This is a genomic window from Mycobacterium sp., assembly GCF_035653355.1.
GTDB lineage: Bacteria > Actinomycetota > Actinomycetes > Mycobacteriales > Mycobacteriaceae > Mycobacterium.
Genome location: NZ_DASRBZ010000627.1, coordinates 1 through 11,767, shown reverse-complemented (window position 1 = coordinate 11,767; position 11,767 = coordinate 1). Strand labels below are relative to the sequence as shown.

Below are 11,767 nucleotides of genomic sequence, written 5' to 3'. Positions count from 1 at the left end.
GGCCGCAACCGACGCCGAACTGGTCGACCTGGTGACCGCCGAACTCGGTGCCGATTGGCCGCGGCTGGTGGCACCGGTGTTCGACGCCAAGAAAGCCGTAGTCTTCGACGACCGCTGGGCCAGCGCACGCGAAGACCTCGTGAAGCTGTGGCTGGCTGACGACGACCAGATCAACGCCGACTGGGCGCAGCTCGCCGAACGCTTCGAGGGCACCGGTCATGTGGTGGCGACCCAGGCCACTTGGTGGCAGGGCAAGGCGCTGGCCGCCGGCCGCACTATCCACGCGTCGCTATATGCCCGAATCGCCGCTGGCGCAGAGAATCCGGACAACGGCCGCTACAGCGACGAAGTCGCGGTAGTGACCGGCGCATCAAAGGGATCGATCGCCGCCTCGGTGGTGGCGCGGCTGCTCGACGGCGGCGCCACCGTCATCGCGACAACATCGAAGCTCGACGACGACAAGCTGGCCTTCTTCCGCACCCTGTATCGCGACCACGCCCGGTACGACGCGGCGCTATGGGTGGTGCCGGCCAACATGGCGTCGTACTCCGACATCGACGCGCTGGTCGAGTGGGTGGGCAACGAACAGACTGAAAGCCTTGGGCCGCAATCTATTCACATCAAGGACGCGCAAACCCCGACGTTGTTGTTCCCGTTCGCGGCCCCCCGCGTGGCCGGCGACCTCTCCGAGGCCGGGTCGCGCGCTGAGATGGAGATGAAAGTGCTGCTGTGGGCCGTTCAGCGGCTCGTCGGCGGGCTGTCGAAGATCGGCGCCGAGCGCGACATCGCGTCGCGGCTGCACGTGGTGCTGCCGGGCTCACCCAACCGCGGCATGTTCGGCGGCGACGGCGCCTACGGCGAAGCCAAGTCCGCGCTGGACGCGGTGGTGGCCCGCTGGCACGCCGAGTCGTCGTGGGCGCAGCGCGTCAGCCTGGCGCACGCGCTGATCGGCTGGACCCGCGGCACCGGGCTGATGGGCCACAACGATGCGATTGTCAGCGCCGTAGAAGAAGCCGGTGTCACAACATATTCCACCGACGAGATGGCCGGCATGCTGCTGGGGCTCTGCGACGTGGAATCCAAGGCCGCTGCCGCGTACGCGCCCCTCAAGGTCGATTTGACCGGCGGGCTCGGCGATGTCGAGCTCGACATGGCGGAGCTCGCTGCCAAGGCCCGCGAACAGGCCACGGCTGAAGCGGCTCCCGCGGAGGCGCCGCCGGGCACCATCGCGGCGCTGCCGTCGCCGCCGCGCGGTTACACGCCGGCGCCGCCTCCGCAGTGGGACGACCTCGACGTCGACCCGGCCGATCTGGTGGTCATTGTCGGCGGCGCCGAACTCGGTCCGTACGGTTCGTCGCGCACCCGCTTCGAAATGGAAGTCGAGAATGAACTCTCGGCCGCTGGCGTGCTGGAACTGGCCTGGACGACCGGGCTGATCCGCTGGCACGACGACCCCCAACCGGGTTGGTACGACACCGAATCCGGCGAGCTTGTCGACGAATCCGAGCTCGTCGAGCGCTACCACGACACCGTGGTGGAGCGGGTGGGGATCCGCGAGTGGGTCGACGACGGGTCCATCGACCCCGACCACGCCTCACCGCTTTTGGTGAGCGTGTTCCTGGACAAGGACTTTACGTTCGTCGTGTCCAGCGAAGCCGAGGCACGTGCCTTCGTGCAATTCGACCCCGAGCACACGCTGATCCGGCCGGTGCCCGACAGCACAGACTGGGAGGTCACCCGCAAGGCCGGCACCGAAATCCGAGTTCCGCGTAAGAACAAGCTGTCCCGTACCGTCGGTGGCCAGATTCCCACTGGGTTCGACCCGACCGTCTGGGGGATCCCGCAAGACCTGGCCAGCTCGATCGACCGGCTGGCGGTGTGGAACATCGTGGCGACCGTCGATGCGTTCCTGTCGGCCGGGTTCAGTCCCGCCGAGGTGATGCGCTATGTGCACCCGACGCTGGTAGCTAACACGATGGGCACCGGCATGGGTGGCGGCACCTCGATGCAGACGATGTACCACGGCAACCTGCTCGGCCGGAACAAGCCCAACGACATCTTTCAGGAAGTTCTGCCGAATATCGTTGCGGCGCATGTGGTTCAGTCCTACATCGGCAGCTACGGCGCGATGATTCACCCGGTCGCCGCATGCGCGACCGCGGCGGTGTCCGTCGAGGAGGGTGTCGACAAGATCCGGCTCGGCAAGGCCGAACTTGTGGTGGCAGGTGGCATCGACGACCTGACGCTGGAGGGCATCATTGGGTTCGGTGACATGGCGGCCACCGCCGACACCGAGATGATGCGGGCCAAGGGCATCAGCGACTCGAAGTTCTCGCGGCCCAATGACCGGCGCAGGCTGGGCTTCGTCGAAGCGCAGGGCGGCGGCACCGTTCTGCTGGCGCGCGGTGATCTGGCTCTCAAGATGGGGCTGCCGGTGCTGGCCGTGGTCGCTTTCGCGCAGTCGTTCGGCGACGGCGTGCACACCTCGATCCCCGCGCCGGGATTGGGCGCGCTGGGCGCGGGCCGCGGCGGCAAGGAATCACCGCTGGCCCGGTCGCTGGCCCGGCTGGGTGTCGGCGCTGACGACATCGCGGTGATCTCCAAGCACGACACCTCAACGCTGGCCAACGACCCCAACGAAACGGAATTGCATGAGCGGCTTGCTGATTCGCTGGGCCGGTCACCCGGCGCTCCACTGTTCATCGTGTCGCAGAAGAGCCTGACCGGGCACGCCAAGGGCGGCGCGGCGGTCTTCCAGATGATGGGGATGTGCCAGATGCTGCGCGACGGGGTGATTCCGCCCAACCGCAGCCTGGATTGCGTCGACGACGAGCTGGCGGGATCACAGCATTTCGTGTGGGTGCGCGACACCTTGCGGCTTGGTGCCAAGTTCCCGCTCAAGGCCGGGCTGATCACCAGCCTGGGCTTCGGCCACGTCTCCGGTCTGCTTGCGCTGGTGCACCCGCAGGCATTCCTTGCGGCGCTGAGTCCCGAGCAGCGCGAGGACTACCAGCGGCGCGCGGATGCTCGTCTGCTGGCCGGTCAGCGCAGGCTCGCTTCCGCGATAGCCGGCGGCCCGCCGCTCTACGAGCGGCCCGGCGACCGCCGCTTCGACCACCATGGGCCGGAGAAGCCGCAGGAGGCGGCAATGTTGCTAAATGTGGCCGCCCGACTCGGCGACGGCGACGTCTACCGCCCATGAGCATCCGTTAGCGCGGGCGCCCGTGACCCGCGTCGGCGACGATGCAGAGCGAAGCGATGAGGAGGAGCGGCGCCCGTGACCATCGTCGGAGTGGGGATCGACGTGGTTTCCATCCCTGATTTCGCCGAACAGGTCGACCAGCCGGGCACGGTGTTCGCCGAGACCTTCACTCCCGGTGAGCGCCGCGACGCCTCCGACAAGAGCTCGTCGGCGGCGCGGCACCTGGCGGCGCGCTGGGCGGCGAAGGAGGCGGTGATCAAGGCGTGGTCGGGGTCGCGGTTCGCCCAGCGGCCGGTGCTGCCGGAAGGCATCCACCGCGATATCGAGGTGGTCACCGACATGTGGGGCCGGCCGCGGGTGCGGTTGACCGGGGCGATCGCCAAGCACTTGGCCGACGTAACCATCCACGTGTCGTTGACACATGAAGGCGACACCGCCGCCGCTGTGGCCATCCTCGAGACCCCCTGAGCGCGAGCGGGCGTGTCTGTCCGCGACACGCCGCGGATTGCTGGCATTCTGTGCCCGCTCGCGCTGTGGCAGCGCAGGGGCGGTGGCGGCCCGGGACTAGCCTCGAGGCTATGAGCGATCTTGTCGAACGCGTGCGCGACGTACTGCCCTCGGTGCGCCGCGACTTGGGAAACCTGATCCGCTTCGAGTCAGTCTGGGCGGATCCGGCCCGGCGGGCCGAGGTAGACCGCAGCGCGCAGGCGGTCGCGGATCTCTTGTCGCGAGCCGGTTTTCCCGAGGTGCGGATCGTCAGCGAGGGTGGTGCCCCGGCGGTCATCGCGCGGTATCCAGCGCCGCCCGGTGCGCCCACGGTTCTGCTGTACGCCCATCACGACGTGCAGCCCGAAGGTGATCACGCCCAATGGGATTCGCCGCCTTTCGAGCCGACCGAGCGCGAGGGCCGGCTCTACGGGCGCGGCAGCGCCGACGACAAGGCCGGTATTGCAACGCATTTGGCGGCGTTTCGGGCGCACGACAGTCGACCGCCGGTCGGGGTAACAGTGTTCGTCGAAGGCGAGGAAGAATCGGGATCACCGTCACTGCGCCGCCTGCTGGCTGCCCACCGCGACCTGCTGGCCGCCGACGTGATCGTGCTCGCTGACTCCAACAACTGGACCACAGATATTCCGGCGCTGACGGTGTCGCTGCGCGGTCTCGCCGACTGCGTCGTCGAGGTTGCCACCCTCGACCATGGGCTGCATTCCGGGCTGTGGGGTGGGGTGGTTCCCGATGCGCTCAGCGTGCTGGTGCGGCTGCTGGCCAGCCTGCACGACGACGACGGCAACGTGGCGGTCGCTGGCTTGCACGAAAGCACTGCTGCCGCAGTCGATTATCCGCCCGCGCGGGTCCGAGCGGAGACTGGTCTGCTGGACGGAGTGAGCGAAATAGGCTCTGGCTCGGTGCCGCAACGGTTATGGGCGAAGCCGGCGATTACCGTGATCGGCATCGACACCACATCCATTGCGGCGTCGTCGAACACGTTGATCCCACGGGCGCGGGCCAAGGTCAGCATGCGCGTTGCCCCCGGCGGTGACGCCGCCGCGCACCTGGATGCGTTGCGGGTCCACCTAGAGCAGCATGCCCCGTGGGGCGCGCACGTGACGGTCACGCCGGGCGATGTCAGCCAGCCCTATGTCATCGATGCAAGCGGCCCAATCTATGGCGCCGCGCGGGCGGCCTTCCGGCAGGCGTGGGGCACGGAGCCGGTCGATGTCGGGATAGGTGGCTCGATCCCGTTCATCGCCGAGTTCGCCGCGGCCTACCCGCAAGCCAAGATCCTCGTCACCGGCATGGAAGATCCGGCAACCCAGGCGCACAGCGTCAACGAGAGCGTGCACCTCGGTGTCCTGGAAAAAGCCGCAGCCACCGAGGCGCTGCTGCTCGGCATGCTCACCGCACCGACTGTGTAGCTTCTGCTCGACAATCTGCCAAGTCGCGCCTACAAGCTGCACACTGGGCGGTCGGGGTTACACGCCGAGGTCGCGCCTCAGTTTGGCCACATGGCCGGTGGCCTTGACGTTGTACTGCGCGACGGCGATCTTGCCCTTTTCGTCGACGACGAACGTCGAGCGGATCACGCCCTGCACGGTCTTGCCGTACATCTGCTTGGCCCCGTACGCGCCCCACGCCGTCAAAACTTTGCGATCCGGATCGGACAGCAGCGGGAACGTCAGCTCTTCGGCGTCGCGGAATTTGACCAGCTTCGCCGGCGGGTCCGGGGAGATGCCCACAACGTCGATGCCGGCCTCGTTGAGGTCGTGCAGATTGTCGCGGAAGTCACAGGCCTCTTTGGTGCAGCCGGGTGTGGATGCCGCAGGGTAGAAGTAGACCACGAGGCGGCGTCCCCGATAGTCGGAGAGCGACACCGTATTGCCGTCGGCGTCGGGCAGTCGGAAAGCGGGCGCTTTGTCGCCGGGTTGGAGGCGCACGGGGTCGGCCAACGAACTCCCTTTCTGTTCACCGAAGCGCCGGGGGCGATGCCGGCTGCTCTAGGGTAGTGCGGCAAGACGGCAACTTCAGCAAGCGTGCCCAGGATGCGGGCAAGACATGGAGGGGACAAGTGGCGGACCGGGATCCCGACACCATCAAGCAGGAGATCGATCAGGCCCGCGAACAGTTGGCCGCAACCGTCGACTCGCTCGCCGCGCGAGCAAATCCCCGCCGGCTGGCGGAGGACGTCAAAGTCCAGGTGATCACGTTCGTCAAAAAGCCTGTGGTGGCGGTTTCCCTGGTCAGCATCGGGGCGCTCACCGTGGTGTTGGTGGTGCGCAGGTTCAGGAACCGCTGAAACCTAACCGATGCTCACGTGGCTGGTGCGCCGTGAGAGTCTCGAACTCCCGACCCGCTGATTAAGAGTCAGCTGCTCTACCAACTGAGCTAACGGCGCCTGGGTTGCTCCAGGAACGCGACAATAACAGGCGCTGCGCCGCGGAGCGAATCTCGTGGACATTCGCTGGAGCGTCACAGCGCCGTGGGCCGCGTGCCCTTAAACTACTGCGAAGTCTACAGATTCCATCGGGTCGCATGGGGGAGCACGGTAGTGGCAGGTCGTTCGGTGACTGCTGCGCGTTTACGCCGGTCATGGCTGGTCGCGCTGGTGATCCCGGCTGTGGTGGTGGGCCTGGGCGGCTGCGGCAGCAACAGCGGCGGCGCGCCGACGAAGGTCATTTTCGACAAGGGCACCCCGTTCAGTGACTTGCTGGTCCCGAAGTTGACCGCTTCGGTTACCGACGGCGCGGTGGGCGTCGCCGTCGACGCGCCGGTGACGGTTACCGCCGAGGGCGGGGTGTTGGCCGAGGTCACCATGGTTAACGAAAACGGCAGGTCGGTGAATGGTCACCTCAGCCCGGACCGGGTGCGTTGGTCGACGGCTGAGCCGCTCGGCTACAACAGGAGCTACACGCTCGTCGCGAAGGCCCGTGGACTTGGTGGCGTTTCTACCCGCCAGATGACCTTCGAGACCCAGTCGCCCGAGAACACCACGATGCCCTACGTCGTGCCGCTGGACGGCGAAGTGGTTGGTGTGGGCCAGCCGGTCGCGATCCGGTTCGACGAGAACATCGCCAACCGCACTGCGGCGGAGAAAGCCATCAAGGTGACGACAAACCCACCCGTCGAAGGTGCTTTCTACTGGCTGAATAACCGCGAAGTACGTTGGCGGCCAAAGGAATTCTGGAAGCCAGGCACCTCTGTCGACGTGGCGGTCAACACCTACGGCGTCGACTTGGGCGACGGGCTGTTTGGTGAGGACAACCTCAAGACCCACTTCACCATCGGTGACGAAGTCATCGCCACCGCCGACGACACCACCAAGACGCTGACCGTGCGGATCAACGGCGAAGTCGTCAAGACCATGCCGATCTCGATGGGCAAGGACAGCACCCCGACCGCCGACGGCACCTACCTTGTCGGCGAACGCTACAAGCACATCATCATGGACTCGTCGACCTATGGCGTACCGGTCAACTCGCCCAATGGGTATCGCACCGACGTCGACTGGGCGACGCAGATTTCCTACAGCGGGGTCTTCGTGCACTCCGCACCGTGGTCGGTGGGCGCCCAGGGCCACAGCAACACCAGCCACGGTTGCATCAACGTCAGCCCCAGCAACGCCATCTGGTTCTACGACCACACCAAGCGCGGCGACGTCGTGCAAGTCATCAATACGGTTGGGCCGACGCTGTCAGGTACTGAAGGGCTCGGCGACTGGAATATCCCGTGGGACCAGTGGCGCGCCGGAAACGCAAAGACGGACAGTACCGCTCGCTAGGGCGATAGCCGGCTAGCTCTCGCCGATTCCGAGACTTCGTCGAAACTGAATCGTGCCGCCCACCTCTGGCGTGTCTGCTCAGTTCTGTGCGGCTGTGGCAGTACGCTCAGGCGCCAATATCTCCGCGAAGGAGAGGCGATCATGTGGTCTCCGCCATGGTTATGAGTTGGCCGGATCGGCATCCGGAGACCGCGGTGGCATTGGCGGTGCCGGCGGCGATCGTCGGCCTAGGCGGTCGACATCCGGAGGCCGCGGTGGCGGTGGCGGTGCCCGGCACGATCGTCGGCATAGCCGGAGTGGCGGCGCACCCTTTGGTGTTCGTGCCGCTGCTGGTGTTGTTCGGCGTGGCTTTGGTCGTGTCGGATATCTACACGCGCCAGAAGAGGGGGGCTGCGCAACAGCCGCAGGTCGCCTCAGCCGCAAGGCGGCATAACCGCCAACAGCGCGCCGACCGAGCGAGGGCACAGGCCCAGCGCAGACGGTGGCGACTGGAATTGCAAGCCGAGGCAGAAGCCGCTGAAGCCAAAGCTGTGGCCGCTTGGGCGCGGGCGCAAGTGATTCGGCTTCAGCTTGAGGTAGAAGCCAGTGCCAAGCCGGTTCTTCGGTCGGATTAGGGGCACGTGCTGAAGTGTGCTTATGGCCGGAGTAACCGCAGCCGACTCGACGGAGTCGCCGACTCCATCAGGCGATCGACTTCAGCCCGTCGAATTGCAACCGACGTGGCCTCCATGGAATGCAAGGCTCCGCGTTCTCGGCGGCGAACAATAACGTAGGGCCCGAAGGTTACTTCTGCCCTCTGACCTGTGGGGTGAGTGACGGGACTCGAACCCGCGACATCCAGGATCACAACCTGGTGCTCTACCAACTGAACTACACTCACCATCGCCGCTGACCCGGTCCTCGCGGGCCGATGGGCGGCGACGTCGATATTAACCGCTTGGGCGCTCGGCGGCCGAATCGATTACCTTCGCCGCGTCCGTCACACCACTAAGTTCGGCGGCCACCGCGGCGATGTCGCTGGTAGAAGGCCCAGGCGGGGGCACGAACGCGGTACGCCGATAGAACCGCAGTTCGCGGATCGACTCCTGAATGTCGGCAAGCGCGCGGTGGGCCAGACCCTTGGTGGGCTGCCCGTAATAAATGCGGGGATACCACCGTCGGCACAGCTCTTTGATCGTGCTCACGTCGATCATCCGGTAATGCAGAAAAGAGTCCAGGGCAGGCATGTCGCGGGCGATGAACCCGCGGTCGGTGGCGATCGAATTGCCCGCCAACGGCGCCGTCCGTGGCTGCTTGACGTGCTCGCGGATGTAGTCGAGCACCATGGTCTCGGCCGTGGCCACATCGACCGTGGAGGCCCGCACCTCGTCGATGAGGCCGGAGCGGGCGTGCATGTCGGTGACGACCTCGATCATCGATGACAATGCTGCGTCGTCGGCGTGAATCACCACGTCAATGCCGTCGCCGAGAATGTTCAGCTCGCCGTCGGTGACCAAGGCCGCGATCTCGATCAGCTTGTCCGAGCGCAGATCGAGGCCGGTCATCTCGCAGTCGATCCACACCAGTTCGTCTCGCACAGCGCTCACAGTAAGCCCACCGTAGCCGGGGGCACTGCAGCCGACCCGGCGAGGCCGGACACCAAGTAGTGTCATGCTCTGCCGGGATCAGTAGGCGAGAGGACTGGCGCCATGAGCTCTGAGTCGACGTCGGGCGGGTCGGCGAAGAACCCCGCACAACAGATCGCGTCGGGCTATGCCGTCGAAGGACGGGCCCTCGAGCTGGGCACAGTCGTCGTGGACGGCAATGCCGAGCCCAGCGCCCAGGTCCGCATACCGTTGGCCACCGTCAACCGGCATGGCTTGGCGGCCGGAGCCACTGGCACGGGTAAGACCAAGACCCTGCAGCTGATCGCCGAACAGTTGTCCGCTGCGGGCGTTCCGGTGCTGATGGCCGACGTCAAGGGCGACCTCTCGGGGCTGGCCCGGCCCGGGGAGCCCAACGACAAGATCACCTCCCGCGCGAAGGAGACCGGCGACGACTGGGCGCCCACTGCTTTCCCGGTGGAATTTCTGTCGCTGGGGTCGACGGGCATCGGTGTCCCGGTACGCGCAACCATCTCCAGCTTCGGTCCCATCTTGCTGTCAAAGGTACTGGGACTCAACGCTACTCAGGAATCGACCCTCGGGCTGATCTTCCACTGGGCCGACCAGAAAGAGCTCCCGCTGCTTGACCTGAAGGATTTGCGTGAAGTCATCAGCCACCTGACCAGCGACGAGGGTAAACCTGAGCTGAAAGCTCTCGGCGGGGTCTCCGCATCGACAGCGGGCGTCATCCTGCGGGCATTGGTCAATCTCGAATCAGAGGGCGCCGACACGTTTTTCGGCGAACCGGAGCTCAAACCCGAAGATCTGCTGCGCGTCGACAACCAGGGCCGCGGCATCATTTCGCTGCTCGAGCTCGGCGACCAGGCCGCACGGCCGGTGATGTTCTCGACGTTCCTCATGTGGGTACTGGCCGACCTGTTCACGTTCTTGCCGGAGGTCGGCGACGTCGACAAACCCAAGCTGGTATTTGTGTTCGACGAGGCCCACCTGCTGTTCACCGGCGCCTCGAAGGCATTCCTCGAGCAGGTGGAGCAAACCGTCAAGCTGATTCGTTCGCGCGGCGTGGGAGTGTTCTTCTGCACCCAGTTGCCCACCGATATCCCGAACGACGTGCTGTCCCAGCTGGGTGCGCGCATCCAGCACGCGCTGCGGGCGTTCACTCCCGACGACCAGAAGGCGCTCACCAAAACCGTTCGTACCTATCCGAAAACCGATGTCTATGACCTGGAATCGGCGCTGACGTCGCTGGGTATCGGCGAGGCGATCGTGACGGTCCTTTCGGAGAAGGGGGCGCCCACCCCGGTGGCGTGGACACGGATGCGGGTGCCGCGGTCGTTGATGGCTGCGATCGGGACCGACGCAATCAAGGAGGCGGCCAAGGCCAGCCCGCTGCAAGCCGAATACGGGCAGACGATCGACCGAGAGTCGGCCTACGAGTTGCTGAATGCCAAACGGCCGCAAATCGAGCCTGCGCCGCCGGAGGGCAAGCGCAAGCCGGCACCCGCATCTGAGCCCGAGCGGCTCAGCAGGTGGAAGCGCTTTCTGCGGTGGTGGAAAAACCTCTTCTCAAGCCCGGCGGCCAAAAGCTTCGCACGCTCGGCGGGCACTGCTATGGGCCGCGAAATCACCCGCGGCATGATGGGGACCGGCCGCCGGCGCCGGTAACGGGTTATCCGCCCAGCTTCTTGTAGAAACTGCCGACGATCGGCGCGACGATCGCGCGCGGGGCGTACTGGCTGGCCACCGACATGGCCTTGGACGTCACCCCCGGAACGACGCGCATCTTATTGCGCGCCAAGGCATCCAGTGAAACACGGGCGGTGTGCTCGGTCGAGATCCACAGGAAATCCGGTACCAACCTGTCGACCAGCGACGCTTCAGCCGGATCCGGGAGGTCGGTGCGCACCGGGCCCGGCGCCAGCAGGGTGACGTGCACCCCGGAGCCGCGCAGTTCGCCGCGCAACGACTCGCTGAATGTGTTGACGAACGCCTTGCTGGCCGCATAAGTGGCGTTGTACGGAATCGGCGAATTTCCTGCGGCGGAACCAGAAATCAGGATGCCGCCAGCCCGGCGCTCGACCATGCCACCTAATACCGCCAGGGTAAGGTCGTGCACCCCAAGGACATTGAGCTGTACTTGCGCCTTTTCCCCAGCGGGATCGAGCGTCGCGACCGGGCCGAACGTCGCAGTGCCCGCGTTGGCGCACAGGATCGAGATGGTGCGGCTAGCCAGCTCGTCGCACAGCTTGGTCCGGTCTGCAGGGTCGGTCAGATCAGCCGGCCGAACGTCGACCGTGACCCCATACTTGTCCGTCAGACGGGCCGCCAGGCTGTTGAGGATGTCCTCGCGGCGCGCCGTGACGATCAGGTTGTGTCCCCGCGCGGCCAGCTCAGTGGCCAGCGCTTCGCCGATGTTTTGCGAGGCTCCGGTGACAACGGCGCGTGCGTCGGGGCTGGGAACGGGTACAGGCATGCGGCAAGCGTAGACAACTCACCCCGCCCGATCGCGAGCGGCGAAGCCGGGCGCGGCGGGACGGCGACCCAATAGCTCGGAGCCGATCGCGAGCGGTGAAGCCGGGCGCGGCGGGTCGGCGACTCAGGAAGCTAAAGTCCGAGCATGAGCAGCCCGGCGCCGGCGCCGCGCACAGCCGAGCGATCGCGGGTACTGGCGTGGGCACTGTGGGA

The 11,767-nt window shown here is 66.1% G+C and carries 10 protein-coding genes and 2 tRNA genes; 7 read left to right on the top strand and 5 right to left on the bottom strand.

Translation table 11 applies throughout. The features are described 5' to 3' along the window. The 3 genes from VFA16_RS21645 to VFA16_RS21635 form a co-directional block, all read left to right on the top strand. Nucleotides 1–3,202, top strand: a 3,202-nt coding sequence (locus VFA16_RS21645; RefSeq protein ID WP_324969804.1) for a beta-ketoacyl synthase N-terminal-like domain-containing protein, incomplete at its 5' end; no start/stop codon positions are given. A 75-nt stretch (nucleotides 3,203–3,277) separates the two neighbouring features. After that, nucleotides 3,278–3,670 (top strand): holo-ACP synthase, encoded by a 393-nt coding sequence (locus VFA16_RS21640; RefSeq protein WP_324969803.1) that lies wholly within the window; start codon nucleotides 3,278–3,280, stop codon nucleotides 3,668–3,670. A 110-nt stretch (nucleotides 3,671–3,780) separates the two neighbouring features. Continuing rightward, a complete protein-coding gene (locus tag VFA16_RS21635; RefSeq protein WP_324969802.1) occupies nucleotides 3,781–5,118 on the top strand; it encodes a dipeptidase in 1,338 nt (445 codons plus the stop codon). A gap of 57 nt (nucleotides 5,119–5,175) precedes the next feature. Here VFA16_RS21635 and bcp read toward each other — a convergent pair whose 3' ends face one another. Beyond that, nucleotides 5,176–5,649 carry a thioredoxin-dependent thiol peroxidase gene (bcp, locus tag VFA16_RS21630; RefSeq protein WP_324969801.1) on the bottom strand — a complete coding sequence of 158 codons (474 nt, stop codon included), beginning with the start codon at nucleotides 5,647–5,649 and terminating at the stop codon, nucleotides 5,176–5,178. A gap of 119 nt (nucleotides 5,650–5,768) precedes the next feature. Here bcp and VFA16_RS21625 point away from each other — a divergent pair, with 119 nt between their 5' ends. Beyond that, nucleotides 5,769–5,996, top strand: a complete 228-nt coding sequence (locus VFA16_RS21625; RefSeq protein WP_324969800.1) for a DUF3618 domain-containing protein — start codon at nucleotides 5,769–5,771, stop codon at nucleotides 5,994–5,996. 23 nt (nucleotides 5,997–6,019) lie between these two features. On the opposite strand, the gene VFA16_RS21620 is transcribed toward VFA16_RS21625, so the two are convergent. Next, nucleotides 6,020–6,095 (bottom strand) — tRNA-Lys (locus VFA16_RS21620). Nucleotides 6,096–6,188: 93 nt separating this feature from the next. On the opposite strand from VFA16_RS21620, the gene VFA16_RS21615 reads away from it, so the two are divergent. After that, on the top strand, nucleotides 6,189–7,478 hold the full coding sequence (locus tag VFA16_RS21615; protein WP_414687781.1) for a L,D-transpeptidase: 1,290 nt from the start codon (nucleotides 6,189–6,191) through the stop codon (nucleotides 7,476–7,478). Between the two features lie 143 nt (nucleotides 7,479–7,621). Next, a complete protein-coding gene (locus tag VFA16_RS21610) occupies nucleotides 7,622–8,092 on the top strand; it encodes a hypothetical protein (RefSeq protein WP_324969798.1) in 471 nt (156 codons plus the stop codon). Between the two features lie 190 nt (nucleotides 8,093–8,282). On the opposite strand, the gene VFA16_RS21605 is transcribed toward VFA16_RS21610, so the two are convergent. Together VFA16_RS21605 and orn are read right to left on the bottom strand one after the other, a co-directional pair. Beyond that, nucleotides 8,283–8,358, bottom strand: a tRNA-His gene (locus tag VFA16_RS21605). Nucleotides 8,359–8,407: 49 nt separating this feature from the next. Then, nucleotides 8,408–9,055: an oligoribonuclease gene (gene orn / locus VFA16_RS21600; protein ID WP_324969805.1), complete on the bottom strand. Its 648-nt coding sequence runs from the start codon at nucleotides 9,053–9,055 to the stop codon at nucleotides 8,408–8,410. Between the two features lie 111 nt (nucleotides 9,056–9,166). On the opposite strand from orn, the gene VFA16_RS21595 reads away from it, so the two are divergent. Next, the gene (locus tag VFA16_RS21595) at nucleotides 9,167–10,747 is read left to right on the top strand and encodes a helicase HerA-like domain-containing protein (protein ID WP_324969797.1); all 1,581 of its coding nucleotides are present in this window, start codon (nucleotides 9,167–9,169) and stop codon (nucleotides 10,745–10,747) included. 4 nt (nucleotides 10,748–10,751) lie between these two features. Here VFA16_RS21595 and cmrA read toward each other — a convergent pair whose 3' ends face one another. After that, entirely contained in the window at nucleotides 10,752–11,555 is an 804-nt protein-coding gene (gene cmrA / locus VFA16_RS21590; RefSeq protein ID WP_324969796.1) for a mycolate reductase, read from the bottom strand. Nucleotides 11,556–11,767 lie beyond the last annotated feature (212 nt).